The organism is Pseudoruegeria aquimaris (assembly GCF_900172235.1).
In the GTDB taxonomy this organism is placed as follows: domain Bacteria; phylum Pseudomonadota; class Alphaproteobacteria; order Rhodobacterales; family Rhodobacteraceae; genus Pseudoruegeria; species Pseudoruegeria aquimaris.
The window spans coordinates 15,312-38,711 of sequence record NZ_FWFQ01000028.1; the positions used below are offsets into that span (position 1 = coordinate 15,312).

General features: G+C 65.0%; 25 protein-coding genes and 1 pseudogene. 5 read left to right on the forward strand and 21 right to left on the reverse strand.

Translation table 11 applies throughout. The annotated features are described in order from the left end of the window. From PSA7680_RS15825 to PSA7680_RS15860, 8 genes and pseudogenes are all read right to left on the reverse strand, one after another. The gene (locus PSA7680_RS15825) at positions 1-507 is read right to left on the reverse strand and encodes a hypothetical protein (protein ID WP_176244160.1); all 507 of its coding nucleotides are present in this window, start codon (positions 505-507) and stop codon (positions 1-3) included. A gap of 163 nt (positions 508-670) precedes the next feature. Next, on the reverse strand, positions 671-1,597 hold the full coding sequence (locus tag PSA7680_RS15830) for a lysophospholipid acyltransferase family protein (protein ID WP_139838689.1): 927 nt from the start codon (positions 1,595-1,597) through the stop codon (positions 671-673). A gap of 33 nt (positions 1,598-1,630) precedes the next feature. Next, a complete protein-coding gene (locus PSA7680_RS15835) occupies positions 1,631-1,903 on the reverse strand; it encodes an HPr family phosphocarrier protein (protein WP_085869660.1) in 273 nt (90 codons plus the stop codon). 8 nt (positions 1,904-1,911) lie between these two features. Further along, a complete protein-coding gene (locus tag PSA7680_RS15840; RefSeq protein ID WP_085869661.1) occupies positions 1,912-2,304 on the reverse strand; it encodes a PTS sugar transporter subunit IIA in 393 nt (130 codons plus the stop codon). A 9-nt stretch (positions 2,305-2,313) separates the two neighbouring features. After that, a complete protein-coding gene (gene rapZ, locus PSA7680_RS15845; protein ID WP_085869662.1) occupies positions 2,314-3,210 on the reverse strand; it encodes an RNase adapter RapZ in 897 nt (298 codons plus the stop codon). Beyond that, positions 3,207-3,692 (reverse strand): HPr kinase/phosphorylase, encoded by a 486-nt coding sequence (locus PSA7680_RS15850; RefSeq protein ID WP_085869663.1) that lies wholly within the window; start codon positions 3,690-3,692, stop codon positions 3,207-3,209. The genes rapZ and PSA7680_RS15850 overlap by 4 nt, the downstream gene beginning before the upstream one ends. An 8-nt stretch (positions 3,693-3,700) precedes the next feature. Beyond that, a pseudogene (locus tag PSA7680_RS15855) lies at positions 3,701-5,423 on the reverse strand (sensor N-terminal transmembrane domain-containing protein). Further along, positions 5,420-6,124: a response regulator transcription factor gene (locus PSA7680_RS15860; RefSeq protein ID WP_085869664.1), complete on the reverse strand. Its 705-nt coding sequence runs from the start codon at positions 6,122-6,124 to the stop codon at positions 5,420-5,422. The pseudogene PSA7680_RS15855 and the gene PSA7680_RS15860 overlap by 4 nt, the downstream one beginning before the upstream one ends. A 346-nt stretch (positions 6,125-6,470) precedes the next feature. On the opposite strand from PSA7680_RS15860, the gene PSA7680_RS15865 reads away from it, so the two are divergent. The 3 genes from PSA7680_RS15865 to PSA7680_RS19100 all read left to right on the forward strand — a co-directional run bounded on the left by PSA7680_RS15865 (position 6,471) and on the right by PSA7680_RS19100 (position 9,712). Continuing rightward, complete coding sequence (locus tag PSA7680_RS15865) at positions 6,471-8,069, forward strand: phosphoenolpyruvate carboxykinase (RefSeq protein WP_085869665.1); 1,599 nt, start codon at positions 6,471-6,473, stop codon at positions 8,067-8,069. Between the two features lie 252 nt (positions 8,070-8,321). Then, positions 8,322-8,945, forward strand: a complete 624-nt coding sequence (locus PSA7680_RS19095; protein WP_139838690.1) for a PIN-like domain-containing protein — start codon at positions 8,322-8,324, stop codon at positions 8,943-8,945. Continuing rightward, a complete protein-coding gene (locus PSA7680_RS19100; protein ID WP_139838691.1) occupies positions 8,891-9,712 on the forward strand; it encodes a PIN-like domain-containing protein in 822 nt (273 codons plus the stop codon). Before PSA7680_RS19095 ends, PSA7680_RS19100 begins: the two co-directional genes overlap by 55 nt. A gap of 69 nt (positions 9,713-9,781) precedes the next feature. On the opposite strand, the gene PSA7680_RS15870 is transcribed toward PSA7680_RS19100, so the two are convergent. Continuing rightward, on the reverse strand, positions 9,782-10,549 hold the full coding sequence (locus tag PSA7680_RS15870) for a sulfite exporter TauE/SafE family protein (protein ID WP_085869666.1): 768 nt from the start codon (positions 10,547-10,549) through the stop codon (positions 9,782-9,784). A 173-nt stretch (positions 10,550-10,722) separates the two neighbouring features. On the opposite strand from PSA7680_RS15870, the gene PSA7680_RS15875 reads away from it, so the two are divergent. Beyond that, positions 10,723-12,405 carry an acyl-CoA dehydrogenase family protein gene (locus PSA7680_RS15875; RefSeq protein ID WP_085869667.1) on the forward strand — a complete coding sequence of 561 codons (1,683 nt, stop codon included), beginning with the start codon at positions 10,723-10,725 and terminating at the stop codon, positions 12,403-12,405. 40 nt (positions 12,406-12,445) lie between these two features. Here PSA7680_RS15875 and PSA7680_RS15880 read toward each other — a convergent pair whose 3' ends face one another. The 11 genes from PSA7680_RS15880 to PSA7680_RS15930 form a co-directional block, all read right to left on the reverse strand. After that, on the reverse strand, positions 12,446-13,057 hold the full coding sequence (locus PSA7680_RS15880; RefSeq protein WP_085869668.1) for a HupE/UreJ family protein: 612 nt from the start codon (positions 13,055-13,057) through the stop codon (positions 12,446-12,448). After that, complete coding sequence (locus PSA7680_RS15885) at positions 13,054-13,650, reverse strand: HupE/UreJ family protein (RefSeq protein WP_085869669.1); 597 nt, start codon at positions 13,648-13,650, stop codon at positions 13,054-13,056. The genes PSA7680_RS15880 and PSA7680_RS15885 overlap by 4 nt, the downstream gene beginning before the upstream one ends. 129 nt (positions 13,651-13,779) lie before the next feature. Then, positions 13,780-14,169 (reverse strand): SHOCT domain-containing protein, encoded by a 390-nt coding sequence (locus PSA7680_RS15890; RefSeq protein WP_085869678.1) that lies wholly within the window; start codon positions 14,167-14,169, stop codon positions 13,780-13,782. A 133-nt stretch (positions 14,170-14,302) separates the two neighbouring features. Continuing rightward, positions 14,303-15,160 (reverse strand): SDR family oxidoreductase, encoded by an 858-nt coding sequence (locus PSA7680_RS15895; RefSeq protein WP_085869670.1) that lies wholly within the window; start codon positions 15,158-15,160, stop codon positions 14,303-14,305. A gap of 21 nt (positions 15,161-15,181) precedes the next feature. Beyond that, positions 15,182-15,754: a TetR/AcrR family transcriptional regulator gene (locus PSA7680_RS15900; RefSeq protein WP_245824692.1), complete on the reverse strand. Its 573-nt coding sequence runs from the start codon at positions 15,752-15,754 to the stop codon at positions 15,182-15,184. A 147-nt stretch (positions 15,755-15,901) separates the two neighbouring features. Beyond that, the gene (locus PSA7680_RS15905) at positions 15,902-16,354 is read right to left on the reverse strand and encodes an Hsp20 family protein (RefSeq protein WP_085869671.1); all 453 of its coding nucleotides are present in this window, start codon (positions 16,352-16,354) and stop codon (positions 15,902-15,904) included. A gap of 228 nt (positions 16,355-16,582) precedes the next feature. After that, positions 16,583-17,413: a trypsin-like serine peptidase gene (locus PSA7680_RS15910; protein WP_085869672.1), complete on the reverse strand. Its 831-nt coding sequence runs from the start codon at positions 17,411-17,413 to the stop codon at positions 16,583-16,585. A gap of 11 nt (positions 17,414-17,424) precedes the next feature. After that, on the reverse strand, positions 17,425-18,246 hold the full coding sequence (locus PSA7680_RS15915; RefSeq protein WP_085869673.1) for a trypsin-like serine peptidase: 822 nt from the start codon (positions 18,244-18,246) through the stop codon (positions 17,425-17,427). 134 nt (positions 18,247-18,380) lie between these two features. Continuing rightward, complete coding sequence (glcF, locus tag PSA7680_RS15920) at positions 18,381-19,673, reverse strand: glycolate oxidase subunit GlcF (protein WP_085869674.1); 1,293 nt, start codon at positions 19,671-19,673, stop codon at positions 18,381-18,383. A gap of 13 nt (positions 19,674-19,686) precedes the next feature. Continuing rightward, positions 19,687-20,802, reverse strand: a complete 1,116-nt coding sequence (locus PSA7680_RS15925) for an FAD-binding protein (RefSeq protein WP_085869675.1) — start codon at positions 20,800-20,802, stop codon at positions 19,687-19,689. A gap of 16 nt (positions 20,803-20,818) precedes the next feature. Beyond that, entirely contained in the window at positions 20,819-22,255 is a 1,437-nt protein-coding gene (locus PSA7680_RS15930; protein ID WP_085869676.1) for an FAD-linked oxidase C-terminal domain-containing protein, read from the reverse strand. Between the two features lie 259 nt (positions 22,256-22,514). Here PSA7680_RS15930 and PSA7680_RS15935 point away from each other — a divergent pair, with 259 nt between their 5' ends. Continuing rightward, positions 22,515-23,141 (forward strand): hypothetical protein, encoded by a 627-nt coding sequence (locus PSA7680_RS15935; protein WP_085869677.1) that lies wholly within the window; start codon positions 22,515-22,517, stop codon positions 23,139-23,141. Positions 23,142-23,208: 67 nt separating this feature from the next. Here PSA7680_RS15935 and PSA7680_RS15940 read toward each other — a convergent pair. Continuing rightward, a partial coding sequence (locus PSA7680_RS15940; RefSeq protein WP_217808310.1) for a transposase occupies positions 23,209-23,400 on the reverse strand: 192 nt, incomplete at its 5' end.

Here is a 23,400-nt window from a genome sequence, read left to right on the forward strand (position 1 = left end):
TCAGAAGGGAAAGACCGGCGGCAGCGAGGGCGGAGCGTTCTGCTGCGCCAGCGCCTCCTGCAGAGTGTGCGCGCCGGAGTTTCCCGCGGGCCGCTGGGCCAGATCTTCGGGAACGGCATAACCTGCGCCGTCCCGCCCCCAGGCAGCCGGCTGACAGAACGAAAGCGCTCTCCGGTCAGCCCGGCCCTTCCGACCGGGCCAATGCTCCGCATAGGGCGCGCCGATCACGCAGGCGATTGCCGGCTCGGGCGGCACACCCGTCCACCAGGGCGAGACGGGGGATCGCTCCGACATGCCGTCTGGCGTATCGGGAACACCCTGCGTGCGGATCAGGAGCGCCCCTCTGCGGGAGATCTCGTAGCCCCGCAACAGCCGCGCTTCGCCGTAGAAGGGCCCAAGCTGGTGGCTGATGGCCGAAAAGGCCTTGGGCAGATGCGCGCACCATCGGGGATCCTCCAGAACGCTCGCCTCCAGCGCGATCTCCACGAAGTTCGCCCAGTATCGCACGACCCCGCCAACCTTGCGCCAGCCGTGCGCGTGGGAGGGCATAGGCAGGGAGGAAGGTATGCACGGCTTTTTGCCCAGCCCGCCCCTGATGAAAGGGCGCTCCGAGGGCGGCCAGAGGCGGCTCCGGCCGGGTAGAGCTGCGAACAGGCTGTTCAGCCAGCCGCTACCCTTTCGCCAGCGGCCTCAGCGCGGCTGCTCCGGCGAGCGAAAGCCCCCGCGCTTCCGGTTGGGTGCGCAATGCAAGCGTCCGTTCCCGCAGGTAGGCGACGAATTCGCGGGCGTTGCCTTCCCACCGCGCGATCTCTTCCGGGGTAATCGGGTATCCGACCACCGGCGCCTGCGGCCGGTTCAGCGCATGGGCGACCTCGTGCAGAAGAAGCCCCTGCCGCAGCGTGGCCGAGATCTGGTTGGCGATCTGGTAGGCGCGGGAATTCTGCCCCGGAAAATAGACCGGAACCACCGTCGCGCCTGAGCGCTTCACCATCTTGGAGGTGAAGGGGTTCCATTCGCGCTCGATCACCGGGCCGAACCACGTGTCCGACGTGGCCACGACACCGGAGGGAAACAGCACGATCACCCCGCCGTCGGCAAGATGCGCCATGGCCTGGCGCCGCATTTCGAGGTTCAGTTTCTGGGCGTTCTCCTCGTGGGGGAACGGCACCGGGATCATGAAATCCTTCACCTCTTCCACGCCCGTCAGAAGCGAGCGGGTGAGGATCTTGTAATCGGTGCGCACACGGCCCACCAGCTCGGCCAGCACGATCCCGTCGACCAGCCCATGCGGGTGGTTCGCCACGATGACGACGGGGCCTTCCTTGGGAATGCGCGCGATCTGATCGGGCGGCGTCAGCAGTTCCACCCCCATGATCCGCAGCGCGTGGGACCAGAAGGCCTGCCCCTCCTCAACGCCTTCGCGCTCGAACCGGCGGATGCGGCGCAGGATCGGGATCTTGCCCGTGCACCACTCCAAGGTGCGGATCACGTTGGCCTTGAACGGGTTGGGAAAGGTGTTGGCGTAGGAAAGCTGCCGCTTGTCATACGGCACGTAATCGCCTTTAGCGGGAGCCCGGCCCTGGCCCGAATTGTCCATGTTGTGCGCCCCGTGCTTGCCGTGCGGCGCGGGTCAGAAGGACTCGCCGAACCTGTCTGCCACGAGGGCTTCGAGGGCATCGGCAAGTTTTGCGGCTTCGGGCCCACGCGTCTCTACATCAATAGTGGTTCCCTTGGAGGCTGCCAACATCAAAAGCCCCATGATGGAATCCCCTGATGCCGATATGCCATCCCGCGAGATCTCGGCCTCGGCGTCATGGGCTTCTACAACTTCCACGAGTTTCGCGGATGCGCGGGCATGCAAGCCCTTCTCGTTGATGATCTTCAAAGAACGGCGTTCTGTCATAATGTCCCTCAGCCCGACGAAACGTCGTAACTGTTTATGTATTTCCGGCCTGCGGCCTTCGCGGCCTCAACGGCCACCTCCACCGGTTTGCTCCGGCTTTTCGCCAGCTTGATCAGCATCGGCAGGTTGGCCCCGTAGAGAATCATCCGGTTCGAAGGGCTGCAGGCCCGCAGCGAAAGGTTGGAGGGCGATCCGCCGAACATGTCCGTCACCACCACGACACCATCCCCCGTGTCCACGGCGTCGGCAGCGGCGCAGATTTCTTCCTGCTTCTGGCTGCGGTCATCCTCGGCGCCGATGGTGATGGCGCGCATGCCCGGCTGCCTGCCGACGACATGTTCGACAGCGGACAGGTATTCCCCGGCCAGCCCCCCGTGTGCGACAATCACGATGCCGATCACGCATTCATCCTAGTGCTTGTCGGGCGGGAGTGACGCCCGACGTTCAAGTTCCCGGTGCCTTATAGACACCTGCCATCCGGCTTGTGCAAGCGCATGTGCAAGTTTTTCAGCCATTGTGACCGAGCGGTGCTGCCCGCCGGTGCATCCGAACCCGATAGAGAGATGCGCCTTGCCCTCCTCGATATAGGCAGGCAGCAGCAGTTCGGAAAGATCCAGCACCTTCGCGAAGAAGGCCGCGAAGCGGGGATCGGACGCGACGTAATCCTGCACGGCCCCGTCGCGCCCGTCGAGCGCGCGCAACGCGGGCTCCCAGTAGGGATTGGCGAGGAAGCGGCAATCGAAGATCATGTCGATCCCCCGCGGCGTGCCGCGTTTGTAGGAGAAGCTCTGAACCGAAACCGCCAGCCGCTGCCCGCTTTCCGGGGCGAACCAGCGCTCCACCTCGGCGCGCAGCTCGTGCGGGGTGAGTTCGCTGGTGTCGATCAGCACGTCGGCGCGCTTGCGGGCGGGCAGAAGCAGATCCATCTCGGCCTCGATGCCGATGATGGGCGCGTCGGCCGGGGCAAGCGGGTGGCGCCGCCGCGTCTCCGAGAATCGCCGCAGCAGAACCTCCGGGCGGCAATCCAGGAAAAGCAGCTCCACCGAAACATCGCTGCGGGCGGTCAGCGCATCGATCAGCTCGGCCATGGCGTTGGCCGAGAAATCCCGGTTGCGCGCATCGATTCCCAGCGCCAGCGGCCGCCCTGAAGCGGCGCCGTCCAGCAGGCGCGGCACCAGCGTGAGCGGCATGTTGTCGATCGCCTCGAAGCCGAGGTCTTCCAGCACGTGGATGGCACTGGAGCGCCCCGCGCCGGAAGGGCCCGTCACCAGCACCAGTTTCTGACCGTCCGGCCTTGGATCGCTCATTGCGCGTTTTCCTTTTCACCCGCGCCCGCCGCCCGCAGAACCAGCAGGAGCGCCGGGGCAAAATGTGGCCCATCCACCTTCGAAAACAAGGAGACGGAATGTCCCGACAACGTAAGCGCGCGCGGCTCGGGCAGGCGATCCGCTTCGATTGCATCCAGATCGACGACGGCATGAAGCCGCGCCGGTGCGGCCGCGGGCGCTTCCAGAAGGCCGAGGCCGCGGGCCTCGATCCGGCCCCGGATCGCCGCCGGGCAACCGATCCGAATGCCGCCGGCTTCCGCCGCAAGCAGCGCCCCGTCATCGGCCAGCAGGCCGGCTCCATGCGCCATGAGTTGCAGCGCGAGGGTGGATTTTCCGCTGCCGGACCGGCCGAGGATCAACAGCGCCCGCCCGTGGAGGGCCACCGCGGACGCGTGAACGGGCGCCCCGGTATCGAGCGCCCGCTGCAACCTGCTCTGGAGGGTCCTGTCCGCTTCCGTCATCGCCGGCCTTAAACCGGCAGCCCCACCACGAAGCGCGCCCAGCGGCTCGGAGGTCACGTCGGCTTCGGTCGGACGGATGTTCTCGGCCCAGATCACCCCGTCATGGGCCTCGACGATCTGCTTGGAAATCGCGAGGCCGAGGCCGGAGTTGTTGCCGAACTGCCCCGGCGGGCGCTCGGAGTAGAAGCGGTTGAAGATCTTGTGCAGCGCCTGATCCGGAATGCCGGGGCCGGTGTCTTCGACCACGATCAGCACCCGGTTCTCGCGCTTGCGGGCCCAGACCCGGATCGCATCGCCCTCTTCGCAGAAGGAAATCGCGTTGGTGATCAGGTTCACGAAGACTTGCGCCAGCCGCGCTTCGAGCCCCATCACGATGATCGGCTTGGCCGGCAGATCCGAGATGAACTCGATCCCCTTGGACCGCGCCTCGTTGCCGAGATACTCGTTGATGTTGCCCAGCATCTTCAGCAGATCGAAGGCCTCTTCCTCCTCGCGCACCAGCTCGCTGTCGAGGCGGGAGGCGTTGGAGATGTCGGACACAAGGCGATCCAGCCGGCGCACGTCGTGATCGATCACGTCGAGCAGCTTCTCGCGCTGATCCTCGCGCTTGGCCACGCGCAGCGTTCCGACGGCGGAGCGCAGCGAAGCCAGCGGGTTCTTGATCTCATGGGCCACGTCGGCGGCGAACTGCTCGTTTGCATCGATGCGGTCGTAGAGCGCCGTCACCATGCCGCGCAGCGCGCCGGAGAGGCGGCCGATCTCGTCCGGCCGGGCGGTCAGATCGGGGATGCGGATCCGGTTCGGGCTCATCTTGCGGGCATTGCGGTCACGCCCCAGTTCAGCCGCCTCGGCAAGATCGGACAGCGGGTTCGCGATCGTCGAGGCGAGCGCGAGGCTCAGCCCGATGGAGACCAGCAGCGCCACCACGAACATCTGCAACACCTGCTCGCGATCCTGACGGACGAGGCGATCGATCTCCCCGGCCGCGCTCGTGAGCGCGACGGCGCCGACGGGTTTGCCGTTCTGCATCACCGGCGCGACGACGGCGAAGCGCTCACCGCCCTCGCCCTCCTGCGTCCGCTGCGCCGGCTGCCCCTGTTCGAGCGCCGCGGGCAGCAGGGCGCGCGCCATGTCCTCCGCGGTGGCTTCCGGGGCGTCGACGACCTGATCGTCCGGCCCGAGCAGGCCCGAGATGCTGTGCCAGACCGAATTCAGGAAATCCGTGATCAGCGTGCTGCGCTCCCGCGTGCCGCCGGCTTCCGCCAATGGATCGTTTTCACCGGTCGCACGGCCCACGAGGGCGCCGTTGGCATCGAACACGAAGGCCTCGGTGCCCTTGGCGAGGGAAAGCGCATCGAGCGTGCGCTGCACGTCGATCCCGTCGCCGGTGGCGAAGTTCACCGGGGCGCTGGCCGGAAGCTGGGCTTCGAACACGCTGGCCACGAGCGCCGTTTCGGCCACGAGCGCCGCATCGCGCTGCTCGACGAGCGAAGAGCGCACCGGGTTGAGATAGAGCACCCCGGCCACGAGAATGATCAGGGCCAGCAGGTTGAAGGTGATGATCTTGCGCGCCAGTGCCGAACGGTTGAGCGAGATGAACCCGCGGCGCGCCCGGCGCGCCGACAATTCGCCATCGCTGCCGGAGGCGGGGTTTTCCCAATCCTCTCCGAGCACCACATTCGCGCTTCTGCCCTTGCTCTCGCGCACATCGATCTCCGGGGCGAGTGTCATTCTTCTTCGTTGTAACGGTAACCGATGCCGTAGAGCGTTTCGATGGCGGAAAAATCGGGATCCACCGAACGCATCTTCTTGCGCAGGCGCTTGATGTGGCTGTCGATCGTGCGGTCGTCCACGTAGACCTGATCGTCATAGGCCACGTCCATCAGCTGATCGCGGCTCTTCACGAAGCCGGGCCGCTGCGCGAGCGCCTGAAGCAGAAGGAACTCGGTGACGGTGAGGGACACGTCCTTGCCCTTCCACGAAACGGAGTGGCGCAGCGGATCCATCGTCAGCGCGCCGCGCTCGATCACCTTGTTTTCCTCCGTGACGGGGGCGCCGTCGTTGCTCATCGCCTCCTGCCGGCGCAGCAGCGCGCGGATGCGCTCCACCAGGAGCCGCTGGGAGAAGGGCTTCTTCACGTAGTCGTCCGCGCCCATGCGGAGGCCGAGCACCTCGTCGATCTCGTCATCCTTGGAGGTGAGGAAGATGACCGGCATGGAGGTTTTCTGGCGCAGACGCTGGAGCAGATCCATCCCGTCCATCCGGGGCATCTTTATGTCCAGCACGGCCATGTCCGGCAGCTTCTTGTTGAAGGCGTCCAGCGCCGTCTGGCCATCGTTGTAGGTCTCGACCTCGAAGCCCTCGGCTTCGAGCGTCATGGAAACAGACGTCAGGATGTTCCTGTCGTCATCGACAAGTGCAATCTTCGACATGGGTACTGCCCCTGGTAAGTTTTTATGCCTGATTTTTGACATACTCTCTCGCTTGCCCGGCGCAGAATCAACTGCAAACTGCGAATCACACCTGATTTGGCCGTGAAAGCTGCATAAAAGTCGTTAACTCTGGCGGAAATGACTCACTTTCCCCCTGCCGGTTGCGCTAACCGGTGCGACTGATTGCGCTAACCGCGTCTTTGCGACCTATTCTTTCTGCAGAGCGGCATGTTATGAAAGAAATGTCCGCGCCAAGGCGGTGCGGCAGCAATGATGGCCCATTGCTTCACAACTCAGGGAAAGAGAGAGGCGCCGCAGCATTCCTGCGTGCGCAAGGAGCTTGCAGATGACATTTGGACGGGTAAACCCCGATTTCACCCTCGACGATCAAGGCATCACCGGGCTGGGGAACGTCTATTACAACTACCTCGAGCCGGCGCTGATCGAGGAAGCCCTGCAACGCAAGGAAGGCACGCTCGGCCAGGGCGGCACCTTCCTCGTGTCCACCGGCAAGCACACGGGCCGCTCGCCCAAGGACAAGTTCGTCGTCCGCACGCCGTCCGTCGAAGACACCATCTGGTGGGAGAACAACGCCCCCATGGAGCCCGCCGCCTTCGACGTGCTCTACGAGGACATGCTCGAACACATGAAGGGCCGCGACTACTTCGTGCAGGATCTCTACGGCGGCGCCGATCCGGCCCACCGGCTGGACGTGCGCATGATCTCCGAACTGGCCTGGCACGGGCTGTTCAACCGGCACATGCTGCGCCGCCCCGATCTCGAGGACGTGATGGAATTCGTGCCCGAATTCACGATCATCAACTGCCCCTCCTTCAAGGCCGATCCGGCACGGCATGGCTGCCGCTCCGAAACGGTGATCGCGCTCAACTTCGATCGCAAGCTGATCCTCGTGGGCGGCACCGAATACGCCGGCGAGAACAAGAAGAGCGTCTTCACGCTGCTCAACTACATCCTGCCGGGCAAAGGCGTGATGGCGATGCACTGCTCCGCCAACCACGCGCCGCACAACCCGGTGGACACCGCCATCTTCTTCGGCCTCTCCGGCACCGGCAAGACGACGCTTTCGGCCGACCCGAACCGCGTGCTGATCGGCGACGATGAACACGGCTGGTCCAGCCGCGGCACCTTCAACTTCGAGGGCGGCTGCTACGCGAAAACGATCAACCTCTCGGCCGAGGCCGAGCCCGAGATCTACGCCACCACCAAGAAATTCGCGACGGTGATCGAGAACATGGTGTTCGACTCCTACACCAAGGAGCTCGATTTCGAGGACGACAGCCTCACCGCCAACATGCGCTGCGCCTACCCGCTGGAATACATCTCCAACGCCTCCACCTCCGCGCTTGGCGGCCACCCGAAAAACATCATCATGCTCACATGCGATACCTTCGGCGTGCTGCCCCCGATCGCGCGGCTCACCCCGGCTCAGGCGATGTATCACTTCCTGTCGGGCTTCACCTCCAAGGTGGCCGGCACAGAGCGCGGCGTGACGGAGCCGGAGCCCACCTTCTCCACCTGCTTCGGCGCGCCCTTCATGCCCCGCCGCCCGGAAGTCTACGGCAACCTGCTGCGCGAGAAGATCGCCAAGCACGGGGCCACCTGCTGGCTGGTGAACACCGGCTGGACGGGCGGCGCCTACGGCACCGGCTCGCGCATGCCGATCAAGGCCACCCGTGCCCTGCTCACCGCCGCGCTGGACGGCACGCTGGCCGACGTGAAATACCGCAAGGATCCGAACTTCGGCTTTGAAGTGCCGGTAAGCGTGCCCGGCGTGCCGGACATCCTGCTGGACCCCCGCCGCACCTGGGACGACGCCGAGGCCTACGATGAACAGGCCGCCAAGCTCGTCCAGATGTTCGCGGAGAACTTCGCGCAATACGTGGACTACATCGACGAGGACGTGAAGGCCGTCGCCATCGGGTGAGGGTTACGCGTTTTGATTAAGAGGAACGCCCGGCGAGAGCCGGGCGTTTTTTGTTGACACCTCATTCTGCTCATCTTTCCTCGGTCGTGCTGACCCTCATGATACAACAACCGCTGAAGCAACACCCTACAATGCCTACTCAATAGCGCACTTAGACGTTCCCAAGCCTAGAAAATTTATTGCAATCTTAGCTAGATGTAGGTTTAAGCTTCTCCCGCACGAGAATTAACTACGAACAAGATTGAGACTTCTATGAAGGGTCTATTCCCACAGTTTGATCCTTATACCCCTAAGGACTTCGAAGCCATTTGGAAGAACGCCCTCTTTGTCTTTGACACCAACGTGCTCTTAAGTCTCTATAGATACCAGTCAAAAACCAGAGACCAACTACTTGAGTTACTTGACCAGCTGAGCGATCAGATATGGATACCTCACCATGTAGCACTGGAATTTCAAAGAAATCGCGCGACAGTTATTGCGGATCAAATAAACCGATTTACCGAAGTCGAAAAGGTAGTCAAAAAATCTCGAGACAGTTTAAGGTCTGATCTTGAAGGCCTTCAATTGGCGCAACGGCACTCATTAATTGACCCAGACAAACTCACAAACGAGTTTGATAGAATATCAAAGGATTTCCTGACTTACCTTGAGGACATCCAGAAGAAGCAACAAGAGCTTAATTCACCAGACCCTTTGAAGGCAAAGATAGAGAGCCTATTTGATGGAAAAGTTGGAAAAGAGCCGGAAAATCAAAAAAACCTAGACGATATATATATAAAAAGGGCGAGAAGCGTTTCGCATTGTCTATACCGCCCGGCTATATGGATCGCAAAAAAGAAAAGCCCGGCTCTGATGAATACTGCCACAACCATTTAGGATACAAAAAGAAATTTGGCGACTACTTAGTTTGGCACCAGATACTTGAGCACACAAAAACATCAGGAAAAGATTCATTGGTTTTTGTGACAGACGACGGCAAAGAAGACTGGTGGTGGAAAATCAAGTCTGGTGGAGACAAAGTACTTGGACCCCGACCTGAATTAGTTGAGGAAGCTAGGTCTATCGGAGGCGTGTCAGATTTTTTGATGTATCGACCGGTCAGCTTTCTGAAATATGCAAACAAGTTCCTCAAGACAGAGGTTTCTGCGGAAACCATAGAGGAAGTAAGAGATGTTTCAAGATACCGAACATCATTTTATGACAGGTATGATTCCATCAAGGGTTTTGCTCATCGCGCTGAACTCGCGGTGGGCCGTTGGCTGGAAGGAAGGTACTCAAGCATTTCACGCAAGGGGCCCGGTTATCCTGATTTTGTAGCGAAGTCAAACGGAAAACGATATGGCTTTGAGGTGAAAGCCAACATGGGTGGTAAGTTGGCTATGAAGTGGCTCAGGGAGGCCGTTTATCAAGCTAGCTATTTTCTTTCGACTGGCGAACTAGATGAGAGCACGATTATATTGGTAGCTCGGTCAGAAAGTGAGATCTGGATTCATTCTGATCTAATAAGGAAGTCGCGTTTCAAGGATATGCCAAAACCCGTACATATTGTACTCGGTATATTGGAAGAATACGAGAATTTGGAAATATTCGTGCCAGTAAAAGATGTTCCGCTCGGTGGACAGGACGATCGGTTCGACGAGTAAGACTGAGCCCCTTGAGACGGCTGTGCATTTGATGCAAAGCCTCACCTCGGCACGAGTTCATTTTTGGCCCTACCCCATCACCCCCCGCCGCACCAAATTCAGCCCCGCCACCACCAGCACCACCAGAGTGGCGGTGCGGAAGCGGGTTTGGTCCATGCGGTCCTGCGCTCTGAACCCCAGCGCCATGCCCACCCCGGCGGGCAGCAGCAGCAGGGCCGAGAGCGGGGCTGTCTCCGTGTTGAAAATCCCAGAGCGCATATGGGCGAGCAGCAGCATCACCGCCCCCGCCCCGTAGATCACGCCCTGCACCCGCACGGCCTCCTGCTTGGGGGTGTCCAAGGCGGTGAGATAGGCCACCGTCGGCGGCCCCCAGACGCCCGAGATCCCGCCGCAGAAGCCCGCGATGGCCCCCACCGTCACCTCCACCGGGCGGCGGCGTTCGGGCGGGAAGGAGAGCCGCCAGCCCAGAAGCTGGCTCACCGCGAAGAGCGTCACCGGAACGCCGATCATCAGGAAAAGCGTCTGCGCGGAGAGGTGCCGCACCAGCTGCGCGCTCAGGCCGATGAAGCCCAGCACCAGCGCGAGGTAGATCCAGTGGTGGCGGGCGGACTCCAGCGCCGGCCCCACCCCCTGCCGCAGCGCCTGCGCGGCGTTCATCACCACCGTGGGCAGGATCAGTGCCGCAAGTGCGAGATCGGGTGCCATGATCGAGCCCAGCCCGGAAATCATGATCATCGGCAGCGCAAAGCCGATCGCCCCTTTCACGAATCCCGCCAGCAGGCCGATCGCGAGAGAGATCAGCAGGGTCTGCGGTGCGAACTCCTGTAAAACAAGCATGTCGTGCGGGCTCCCCCTCGGCGGCCCTTCTTCTATATCCTACCGGGAGCGGCCCGCGCATCGGAAAAACCGTTGGGTCATTTTTGTTCTTTTGCAGAATACCTCACGCATTAATATTGCGCTGCACCTGCAAAATGGCTAAACCCGGTAGCAACCGATTCAAGGAGCCAGACATGCCACATGACGGACAGGACCTGAGCCACATGACGACACGCCCGCTTCTGGACGATCTTCTGCCCACCACGGCGGCGGCCCTGCCCACCGTGGAGGCGCTGTTCCAGGCCGGCCGCGAGAAGCTGCGCGCCCTCGTCACCCGGGATGGCCGCGTGTCCTCCGCCCTGCTGGAGCAGCACCAATACGCCGCCCACACCTTGAGCTGGCTCGCCACCTACGCCGAATCCCTGCGCCAGATGCAGGCCTGGGCGGAGCGCGTGCAAAGCGAGGGCAAATTCGGGGAGATCGAAGCGCTGATCCACCAGATCGCCTTCGGAGAATACCTCAACCAGATCTTCGGGGGCATCCCGATGAGCCAGGGGGAGATGGCCCGCTTGCAGGACCTCGGCCTCACGCCCCCGGCAAACCGCGAGCCGGCGGTGGAGCGCCTTATGGCCCAGGGCAACTCCGCCGCCGCCCGCACCCGCCTCGTGGAACTGATGCAGGAGCAGCGCGCCAACGCCACCTTCGGCGCCTCGGGGCTCGACGATGAACTGGAGATGATCCGCGATCAGTTCCGCCGCTATGCCGACGAGAAGGTGATCCCCTACGCCCACGAATGGCACCTGAAAGATGAGCTGATCCCGATGGAAGTGATCAGCGATCTGGCCGAGATGGGCGTCTTCGGCCTGACCATCCCCGAGGAATACGGCGGATTCGGCCTGTCCAAGGCCTCGATGGTGGTCGTGTCCGAAGAGCTTTCGCGCGGCTACATCGGCGTCGGCTCGCTGGGCACGCGCTCCGAGATCGCGGCGGAGCTGATTCTCTGCGGCGGCACGGAAGAGCAGAAACAGCACTGGCTGCCCAAGCTCGCCAGCGCCGAGATCCTGCCCACCGCCGTGTTCACCGAGCCCAACACCGGCTCCGATCTCGGCTCCCTGCGCACCCGCGCGGTGAAGGGCGAGGATGGCGACTACACCGTCACCGGCAACAAGACATGGATCACCCACGCCGCGCGCACCCACGTGATGACGCTGCTGGCGCGCACCGATCCCACCACCACGAACTACTCCGGCCTGTCGATGTTCCTCGCGGAGAAGACCCCCGGCACCGACGAGGAGCCCTTCCCCACCCCCGGCATGACCGGCGGCGAGATCGAAGTGCTCGGCTATCGCGGCATGAAGGAATACGAGCTGGGGTTCGACGGCTTCAAGGTGAAGGGCGAGAACCTGCTCGGAGGCAAGGAAGGCCAGGGCTTCAAACAGCTGATGCAGACGTTTGAGAGCGCCCGCATCCAGACCGCCGCCCGCGCCATCGGCGTGGCGCAATCGGCGATGGAAGTCGGGATGCAATACGCGATCGACCGCAAGCAGTTCGGCAAATCCCTGATCGAGTTCCCGCGCGTGGGCGGCAAGCTGGCGATGATGGCGGTTGAGATCATGATCGCCCGTCAGCTCACCTATTTCTCCGCGTGGCAGAAAGATCACGACAAACGCTGCGATCTGGAGGCCGGCATGGCCAAGCTGCTGGGCGCCCGCGTGGCCTGGGCGGCGGCCGACAACGCACTGCAGATCCACGGCGGCAACGGCTTCGCGCTGGAATACACCGCCAGCCGCATCCTCTGCGATGCGCGCATTCTGAACATCTTCGAGGGGGCGGCGGAGATCCAGGCGCAGGTCATCGCGCGGCGTCTGCTGGACTGATCCCGCCCCGGAGGCTTTCGAAGAACCTGTCCGCCGGCGCTTAAGGTGCCGGCGGCTGCGCGTAGAGCAGCGCCAGCATCACCAGGGCGATCGCGCCGGTCCATGCGGCAAGGACGCGAAAACCGATCTGGACCACGGGCGCGGCGAAACGCTCTTTCACGATGGCACTCAGCCCGGCGATGTAGAGCAGGCCCATGCCGGCCCCGAACAGGGAGCCCGTCATTGTGAACGCCCTGTCCCGGGCGGGGCCGGCATCGGGAATGGACGCCGCGCCGATCACCAATCCCCCCACCCCCAAAACGAGCGCCGCAAGGGGCACACCCCGCCCCGGCGCAAGCGCGGCATGGGTACAGGCGATCACCGCGATCCCGTACATGGCCGGATCGAGCACCCACTCCGCCGAACCCGCGAAAAGCCCCACGAGGCTCAGCCCCACGAAGGCTGCAATCGGCGCCTTCGCTCGCTCAAGGGCGAAACTGCCCGCCAGCAGGCCGACACCCAGCATCAGAAGCGCCTGGGCGGGCGTGGAAAACGGATGCAGCAGCCCGATGTAGAACCCCTTGATGCCCGGAACCGGCGCGTGGGCGAAGGCCGCGCCGGGGCACAGGGTCGGCACGATCCAGCCGGCCAGGCGCGCAGGCCGCGGCGTCATGCCAGCCCGGTCAGGAAGGCCACGCCCGCGAGCGAGATCACGCCCCCCGCGGCACGCACCGCGATCCGGCCACCGGGGCGGGAGACGAGGAGCCCGAAGGCGATGCCGATCAGGTGCAGGAGTCCGGTGGAGATGACGAAACCGATGGCATAGGCGAAGGCGTTCACGGTTGCGGGCAGTTCGGTGCCGTGAGCGTAGCCGTGGAAGATCGCGAAGGCGCCGACGATCACGGCTGCGATCCAGATCGGCGGCCGCGCCGCGAAGACGACCATCAGCCCCAGCACGACGGCTGAAAGCGCGATGCCCGTTTCGACGGCGGGCACGGGAATGCCAAGGATGCCGGCCACGGCGCCCAGCGCCATGACCAGCGGAAAGACGACCGGCAGGATCCAGATCGAGGGCGCCCCGAGCACGGCCCCCCAAAGCCCGACGGCCACCATGGCCGCCACGTGATCCCACCCGAGGATCGGATGGGTGAAGCCGGCGATGAAACCGCCCCCGTAGCCCGAGCCTTCGTGGGCAAGGGCCGGCAGCCCCGCAGCCCCGAACAAGGCCAGACAGCCGACGAAAAGAATGAATGCGCGCAGCGGCATAGGGGTCCCCCGACCTATGGATTTCAGACGGGCCGAAGCTAGGGCAGCTTCCCAGGAGGTTCAACGCGATCACGCATCCCGCGCGGGGCATGGCCCAGCCAAGCGCCTGCCCCACAGCGGCCCGCGATGTCAGGCGTTGAGGATCTTGGCCTTCTGCGCGGCGAATTCCTCTTCGGTCAGCGCCCCTTTTTCCTTCAGCGCGACCAGTTTCTCGATCTCTTCGGCCGGCGAAACCGTGGCCACCGAGCGGATGTAATCCTTCTGCGCGTCCTGCATCCTGGCCACTGCCTCTTCATTGTGCTCGCGCATCTTGTCGCCGCGGATGATCAGGTAGCCCAGAACGCCGGCCCAGGGGATCAGGATCACGAAACCGATCCAGATCGCCTTGGTCACGCCGCTCATGTCCTTGGAGCGGAAAATGTCGGTCACGACGGTGACCGCGACCCAGAACCAAGCCACCATCAGGAACAGCCAGAAGATGGACCAGAAAATATCGAAGAACCCGATGGAGTCTTCCATGTGTCGTCCTTTCCAAGAAACTTGCGGAAAATAACGTGATTTCAAAGACAGCTAGGCACAGTCCGCGCCGTGGATCAATGAAAATGCGGCCCCCGCCCCGCGGCGGGCGGCACGACAGCCGCAGATCGGGCGTTCAGCCCAGGAAACGCGCCGTGACCTCCGCCACGAGCTTTGTTCCGTCCGGGTCGAGCCCCGTCTTGGTGGCGGTGAAGGCCTCGGCCCACTCCGAGGTGCGGATGCGCACCGGCGGTGCGGCCTGCCCGATCACGCCAAGCACCACGGCGGCGGCCTCCTCGGGTGTCTGGTAGGCGTTTTCCGCCCCCTGCCGCGCCTGCGCGCCGGAGACGTATTTCCGGAGGATCGGCAGGTATTCGTCCTCCAGCATCCCACCGGTTTCCGCGATCTCGCGCAGAACGGTGTTCGCGAATTCCGAGGTGATGCCACCGGGCTCCACCGCGGTGAACCGGACGCCGAAGGCCGGGGTCACGTAACAGGCGAGCGATTCCGTCAGCCCTTCCACGGCGAATTTGGCGCCGCAGTAGATCTCGTTGAAGGGCTGCCCGACGAGGCCGCCGACGCTGGTGATGTTCACGACGTGGCCGCCGCGCGCCTTGCGCATGTGGGGCAGCACGGCCTTGATGCAGCGCACGACCCCCATGAAGTTGATGTCCATCACGCGCTGGATCTCCGCTTCACTGGCCTGTTCCACGTTGCGGGCGAAGCCGAGGCCGGCGTTGTTGACCAGCACGTCGATCCTGCCCTCCCGCGCCATGATCTCGGCCACGGCGGCCTCCACCGAAGCGGTGTCCTGCACGTCGAGCCGCAGCACTTCGAGCCCGACGCCGGCCTGCGCGGCGGCGTCATCGAGCTTCCCGCGCCGGGAGAGATCGCGCATCGTGGCATAGACCTTGTGGCCGGCCTGCGCCGCCTGCACGGCGAGGCTGGCGCCCAGCCCGCTGGAGCAGCCGGTGATGAGAATGATGTTGGACATGGGGTTTTCCTGGATGCGGGGTCAAGCGGCGATCGCGCGCCAGACCCGGTTGAATATGAGGTCCACGTCATCTGTGGAGATCGCCTGCCCCTGTGCCACCGCCTTTCGCGCCAGCTGCATCGCCGGCGCCGTGAGCAGCAGCGAAAGAACGTCCGGATCGAGCGGGGCGAGCGTTCCGTCCTCCACCCCGCGCCGCAGCAGGGCGGCGATATCCTCGGCGTAGAGGCGCACTTCCCCGGCCTGTTCGGGCGTCAGGATGTTGGCGAGGGAGGCCTGTTCGAGGAACAGGAATTCAAGCGGGTGGGCAGCCACCCATTCGAACATGTGCACCCACATGCTGCGGATCATCGCGGCGGTGTCCGGCAGATCCCGCCCCGTCGTCGACGCTTCGTGAAAGGCGCGCTTCAGTTCGAGGTAGCATTGCCGGAGCATGTCGTCCTTGTTGGCGAAATGGACGTAGACCGTCCCCGCCGAGACCTTGGCACGCGCCACCACGCCGCCCACCGTCAGGCCCGAAAGCCCCTTTTCCACCGCCTCGGCGACGATGGCGGAGCGCAGGCGGGCGCGCGTCTTTTCCTTGCGGGTATCGGGCATGGGGGCTCACTTTCGGCGGGGAACACCGACCCCAAGTATAGTAATGAATATTCATTATCAATACTGCAGCCGAAGTTTCACCGGCCGAACATCAAAAAAGGGGCCCGAAGGCCCCTTTCGAGTCTGTCATCGCCGTGCTGCCGGAGCTCAGTTGACCGGCTTGGCCTCGATCGCCTTGCTGCTGGAGATCTCGATCCGGCGCGGTTTCAGCGCTTCGGGCACCTCGCGCTTCAGATCGACGTGCAGCAGGCCGTCTTCATGGGTCGCCCCGACGACGCGCACGTGATCGGCCAGGTGGAAGCGGCGTTCGAACGCGCGGGTGGCGATGCCGCGATACAGGAAGTTGCGGTCCGTCTCTTCCCGTTCCTTCTTGGCGGAGATGAACAGCGCGTTTTCCTTCACCTCGACGGACAGCTCATCTTCCGAGAAGCCGGCCACGGCCACCGTGATGCGGTAGGTGTCGTCCGCCGTTTTCTCGATGTTGTAGGGGGGGTAGCTGTTGTGGCCCATGTCGCTGGCCAGGGCGCGATCCATCAGGTCCGCGATCTGGTCGAAGCCGACGGTGGCGCGGTAGAGCGGGGAAAGATCGAAGTTACGCATGGGATATCCTCCTTTGAGCGATTTCCAATCGGCGGCCTTCCGGTGTTCGGACAGGCCTTCACGTCTTGCTCCGGGCCCGTTCTGGCACCCGGCAGAGCAAAGTTAGGAAACGGAGATTTCGGTTTCAAGAGGGTCCGGCAGTCTTCATGTGCCGGGCCCGGCGCCCGCGCCGTGGCCGCGAAACCATGCCCGTTCGTGCCCGTGTGGCACTGATGCTCCGGCGCGCGCTCAGGGGCGCAGGAACTTCGCGCCGCTGCTGGCCTTGCCGTTGATGTCGGCCCCGAAGCGCCGCGGCGTGGCCGCGCCCGCCTCGATCACACCGCGGCCCGCGCGCAGCGCCGCCTTGAGTTCGGCCACGGCCTCGGGCAGCACCATGCCGAAGGCGATGTGCCGCTCGCCGTCGCGGTAGCCCGACGAAATCAGCGAGACGATGCGCCGCCGGCGCCCCTCCCCGCCGAACACGGGCGCGCCGGAAGAGCCGAAATTCACGTCGCAGGAGAGCGCCAGCGCCTCGGCATCGCGTTCCACCACGCGGCAGGAGCGCTGCCAGGACGGCGCCTCCAGCCGCCCCACGGCGTAGGAGACGACGCTCACGGCCGCCCCGGCCTCCGGCGCGGCATCCACCGCGTAGGGCGCAATGATGGCCGTGCTCACGGGGCTGGCCAGCTGAATGAGGGCAACATCCTGCACGATGTTGTCCCGGCTGACCGGCGCAAGGGGCACAAATCCTTCCCGTGGCACGGCCCGCAGAACCGCCGACTGAAACAGCGCTTTCCCATCCCTCAAGGAAGCACTGAACAGCGCACGCGACAGGTCGCGCGGGCGGCGGCTCTTGCGATCGAACAGACAATGGGCGGCGGTCAGCACGAGGTCCGCCGCGATCAGGGCACCGCTGCAACTGGCGTCGCCGATATCCAGCCGCCCCACGGCCTCCAGCCCGAACACGTCGTCGCGTTCGGTGAGGCGGGTGAGGCCGCTGTCGGCCTGGGCCGTGCCCCCCATCGGGGCAAGACAGGCGGCGGCGATCAGGGCCAGGCGGCGCAGGAGGGGCTTTGGCATCGAAATCGGGCTCACGGACGAATGAACTTGGCGCCGGAGCCGGCCCGGTCTTCTGAGAGGCTGAGCCGGCGCACCGAGGGGCGGGCCCGACTGAAGGGGTCGGCCTCTTCTTCCATCAGCGCCATCAGCGTGGAGAGCGGCGATTGCAGCTCGCTGCCCAGCGCCACCTTGCGGGTGCCGACCTCGGCCTTGGCGGAGACCACCGAAACGATCTTGGCGATGCCGTTCTCCATCACGAAGATCGGCGCGCCGGAAGAGCCGAAATCCACGTCGCAGGAAAGGATCAGCGCGCCGGACTGGCGGCCCAGCACGTGGCAGACCTCCTGCAGCGACGGCTGCTCGGAGCGGTCCTGCGCGTAGGAGACCACGCCGACCTCGGCACCGCGGCGCGGCCCGGCGTCCACGGCGAAGGGGCGGATGGAGCCGTTGCGCACCGGCTGATCCAGCCGCAGAAGGGCCACGTCGTGGGACACCTTGCTTTCGCCGTTGGCGGCGGAGAACACGTAGTCCGGATGCACGACGGCCTGCTGAACGCTCCGATAGGCCGAGGCCCGCCCGTTGCGCCAGCCGGCGAGGAACTGGATCGTCGCCGGATCCACCCGCGCGCCGCTGCTGCGGTCATACAGGCAATGGGCGGCCGTCAGCACCAGGTCCTCCGCGATCAGCGCCCCGGTGCACATGCTCCGGTTGCCGATGTTCAGCCGTCCGACCGCTTCCCAGCCCTTGCCGTCGTCCCCCGTCTGAAGGGCACGCAGCCCCGTCTCGCCGCCGCCGGCCTGAACCGCGCCGCCCCAGGAAAGAAGAAAAAGCAAGAGAATGGCAAAGAACCGCATGATGCCTCCGGATGTCTCCCTCGGAAGCTAACGGCGGCGTTGGGCAGGATTGTGGCCGCTTGGGGCCAAAGCTGCGGTGCTTGGATGGCGGCGGGCCGTGGCCCTGCCGCCTTGGTAAACGACGCTGGCCGCCCTCAGCCGGCCTTTGCCAGCGCGCGCGGTTTGGGGCCGCCCGTGGCCCAGTCCAGCAACTCGACGCTGTGCACGACGGGCACGCCCGTGCCGGAGCCGATCTGCATCATGCAACCGATGTTGCCGGCCGCGATCACATCGGGCTTCTTCGCCTCCAGCGTGCGCACCTTGCGCTCCTTGAGCTGTCTGGAAATCTCCGGCTGCATCAGGTTGTAGGTGCCGGCCGAGCCGCAGCAGAGGTGGCTGTCGGCGGGTTCCACCACCGTGAAGCCGGCCTTCTTCAGAAGCGTCTTGGGCGCGGTTTTCACCTGCTGGCCGTGCTGCAGCGAACAGGCCGCGTGATAGGCCACCGTCAGGCCCTTGTCTGCCCCTTCCGGCAGATCGAGCTTTTCCAGCAGTTCGGAGACATCCAGCGCCAGTTCGGAGATCTTCGCCGCATCCGCCGCGAGCGGATCGTTGCGGAACATGTGGCCGTAGTCCTTCACGGTGGTGCCGCAGCCCGAGGTGTTGATGACGATGGCGTCGAGCCCCTCGCCGTTCACCTCGGCCATCCAGGCGCGGATGTTGGCCGCCGCCGCCGCGTGGCTTTCGTTCACCTTGCCCATGTGATGGGTCAGCGCCCCGCAGCAGCCCATGCCTTCGGCGATCACCACCTCGCAGCCCATGCGGCGCAGCAGGCGGATGGTGGCGTCGTTGATGTCCGTGTTGAGCGCCTTCTGCGCGCAGCCCGTCATCAGCGCCACGCGCTTGAGCCGCTCGCCCTTGGCCGGGAAGACCTGCGGATCGTCGTTGCGGCTCACCGGCGGGATGTGCTTCGGGGCCATCTCCAGCATCGCCTTCAGCCGCGCATCCGGCATCAGGAACTTGAAAGGCCGCCCGATCTTCGCGCCCAGCAGCGCAAGGCGGAAACGCGTGGGATAGGGCAGGATCTGCGCGAGGATCCAGCGCAGGGCGCGATCCGAGAAGGGCCGCTTGTAGGTCTTCTCGATGTAGGCGCGGGCTTCGTCCACCAGGTGCATGTAGTGCACGCCCGAGGGGCAGGTCGTCATGCAGGCGAGGCAGGAGAGGCAGCGGTCGATGTGCTTCACCGTCTTCTCGTCCGCGGGGCGGCCGTTTTCCAGCATGTCCTTGATCAGGTAGATGCGGCCGCGCGGGCTGTCGAGCTCGTCTCCCAGCACCTGGTAGGTGGGGCAGGTGGCCGTGCAGAAGCCGCAATGCACGCAGGAGCGCAGGATCTCGTTGGCGCGCTGGATGCCGGGATCTTTCAGCTGGGCTTCGGTGAAATTCGTCTGCATTGGTCTTCGTCCTTCAGCCCATGATGCCGGGGTTGAGAATCCCGCGCGGATCGAAGCGCGCGCGCAGGCCTTGCGAAAGCGCGGCCACGGGGGCCGGCTCCGGATGGAACGTGGCGATGCCCGCATCGCCGCCGCGCACCCGCGTGGCGTGGCCGGGCAGATCGCCGAGCAGGCCGCGCACGTCGCTGCCCTCCGGCACCCGTGCCCAGAGAAGCCCCCCACCCCAATCGTAGAGCACTTCGGCACCCGGCAGGCGGCGCGCGACTTCAGGCCCGTCGCTCGGCTTCACCGAAATGCGCCAGACATCGCCCGGCTGGCCCACATGCTGGGACACGTCCCGCACCCAGGCCCAGCCGGCGGCCGTCTTCTCGGGGTCATCCTCGATGGCGATGTCACCGAAACGGGCCAGCTTCTCCTTCAGGGCCTGCGCGCGATAGGCCACGGAAGGCGTGAAGCCCTCCACCCGGATCATCGTGACCGGCGCGCCGTCAACGCCCTTCTGCGTATGTGCCGCGCCCGTAACGTCATAGGGCGAGCCGAGGGCCGCCGACATGGCCGCCACCGCCTGGTCATCGCCAAGCCCCTCGATCAGCAGCACGGCGGTGGCCTCGGGCTTGGGCAGCACCTTGAGCGACACCTCGGACAGCACGCCGAGCGTGCCGTGGCTGCCCGCCATCAGCTTCACGAGGTCATAGCCCGTCACGTTCTTCATCACGCGGCCACCGTTCTTCACGATGGTGCCGCTGCCATCCACGAAACGCACCCCGAGCAGGAAGTCGCGGCAGGCCCCCGCCTGGATGCGGCGCGGGCCGGAGGCATTGGCGGCTACGACGCCGCCGATCGTCGAGACCCCCTCCCGGCCCAGCAGGCCGCGCAGGTCCGGCGGCTCGAAGGCCAGCCGCTGCCCCTCGGCCTCGAGCGCGGCTTCGATGTCGGCCAGCGGGGTGCCGGCGGCGGCCACGAGGGTCAGCGCCCCCGGCTCATGCAGGGTGATGCCCGCCAGCCCCGCGGTGCTCAGCGTCTCGCCCTCGGCCTGCGCGAAGGCGCGGGTGCCCCCGCCCCTGATCGCAAGAGGGCCTTGCGCCGCGGCGATGGCCTCGGACAGCTCTGCTTCGGTTTTCGGTGTCATTCTTCGGGCTCCGGGATCAGGCGGCGGCGCGGCGCGGTTGGGAAACTGTCAGCGGGAAGACCTTGGCCGGGTTGAGCAGCCACTTCGGATCGAACACGTCCTTCACGGCCATCTGTGCCTCCAGATCCTCGGGCGCATATTGCACGCCCATCAGATCGCGCTTTTCCACGCCCACGCCGTGCTCCCCGGTGAGGCACCCGCCGGCCTCCACGCAGAGCTTGAGGATCTCCGCGCCCAGTTCCTCGCATTTCTCGAGGTCGCCGGGCTTGTTGGCGTCGAACAGGATGAGCGGATGCATGTTGCCGTCGCCGGCGTGGAAGACGTTGGCCACGTCCAGCCCGTATTCGCCCGACAGCTCGCCGATCCGGCGCAGCACCATGGGCAGCGAAGAGACGGGGATCGTGCCGTCGAGGCACATGTAATCGTTGATCTGCCCCATCGCGCCGAAGGCCGATTTGCGGCCCAGCCAGATGCGCCTGGCCTCGTCGGCATCCTTCGCTTCGCGCAGTTCCACCGGATCATGGCGGCGGGCGATCTCGCCGATGAGATCAAGCTGGTGCTGGATCTCGGCCTCGCTGCCTTCCACCTCTACGATCAGCAGCGCCTCGCAATCGGGATAGCCCGCCTTGGCGAAGGCCTCGCAGGCGCGGATGCAGGGGCGGTCCATGAACTCGATGGCCACCGGCAGCACGCCCGCGCGGATGATGTCGGAGACGCAGGCCCCGGCCACCTCGTTGCTGTCGTAGCCGATCAGCACGGGCCGCGCGCCCTCGGGCTTGTGCAGGATGCGCAGCGTGGCCTCGGTGACGACGCCGAGCTGCCCCTCGGAGCCGCAGATCACGCCCAGCAGGTCCAGCCCCGGCGCATCCAGATGCGCGCCGCCGATCTCCACCACGGTGCCATCCATCAGCACCATCGTCACGCCCAGCAGGTTGTTGGTGGTGACGCCGTATTTCAGGCAATGCGCCCCGCCGGAGTTCATCGCCACGTTGCCCGCGATGGCGCAGGCCAGCTGGCTGGAGGGATCGGGCGCGTAGAAGAAGCCCTCCTCCTCCACGGCGCCCGTCACCGAAAGATTGGTGCGCCCGGACTGCACGCGGATGAAGCGGTTTGCGTAATCGGTTTCCAGCACCGCGTTCATCCGGGCGGTGCCGAGGATCACGCAATCCGCCGTGGGCAGCGCGCCTCCGGCCAGCGAGGTGCCCGCCCCGCGCGGCACAACGGGTACGCCCTCTTCGTGGCAGATCGCCAGAACCGCCGAGACTTCCTCGGTCGTCGAGGGCAGCACCACGGCCATGGGCGGACATTTGTAGGCGGTGAGCGCATCGCATTCGTAGGCGCGGGTTTCCTCGGGGGCGTGGATCACCTCGCCGCCGGAAACGGCGGTGGCCAGCCGGGCCACGATCCGGGCCTTGCGCTCAAGGATCCCGGCATCCGGTTGTGGCATCTGCATGCGCTTTACTCCTGACTTGCCCGTAACGAAACCTTCGGGGCGTTTGGTAAAATTACTTTACCAATTTTTGCCGTGATAGCAACGCTGCGGTAAAACGCAAGAGATTTGATGGTCCGTGCGACAAACCACGCAGCGCCCGGAAACGGGGTCGGGCTATCGTTAACCCCCTGATAACCATGTATCCCCCAGTCTTCAGTCAGGTATTTCCAGTGTCTGGCCGGGTTGAGCCGCCGCAGCATGAGCGAAGGAGCCACACCCGATGACCACGGGGGACGAAGGAAGAACGGCCATCTCCGGAGCTTGGATCAGCGATTCGTCCGCGCAGGCTGATGCCCTTCACGGGGCCGAGGCGGTGCCGGGGCAGGTCTTCGTGCGGGCCGGCCAGCACATCGGCTTTCTGGTGCAGATCGAAGGCCGCTGGCACGAGGGCATTTCCATCGCGCCCGACTGGGCGGTGATCGAAGGGCCGATGCCGGACGAAAGCTTCGGCGAAACCCGCGAATGCCGGCTCAGCTTTCCCTTCGGCCGGCTAGAGATCGGCCTCGTGCGCTGCGCGGAAGTCCTGCGCGAGGGCGGGATCGCCGGCGCGGTACGCCTTCGGTTCATCCGGACGCATTCGCCCGCACGGGCCGAGCTTGACGCCTTGCTGCGGCTGATCGCGACCCGCCAGCGCCGCACCACGCGGCGGGCCAGCGGGGCCCTGCCGCCGTCCGGTGCGCTGGCCGAGGCGGCCCTGCTCGCGGTTCTGCCGACGGAGCCGCCCCCCCCGCCGCGCCGCTTCCGCCTGCCGCCTCGCTTCACCCGCTGGCTGGGCCGGATGAAGCCCCCGGCACTCAGGTGGCCACGGTGGCCCCGGTGGGCGCTTTGGCAGCGGTGGCGCCGATAATCCGCCCACCGTGCCCCGCAGGCGCAGTGGCGTGATCCCGGGCTCTGGCCTCGGCGGCCCGCAGCGCCTAGGTCGTGGACTCATAATGTCTGATCCAGAGCCTTGAGCAAGCGAGGTGAAGTGCGGCGAGGAAGTTTGCTGCGGTTTTGAAGTATCGCGTTGCGATGCCGCGGAAGTGTTTGAGACGATTGAAGAACCGTTCGACCTTGTTGCGTTCGCGGTAGAGGTCTCGGTCGACGGTCCTGACCACGCGGACGTT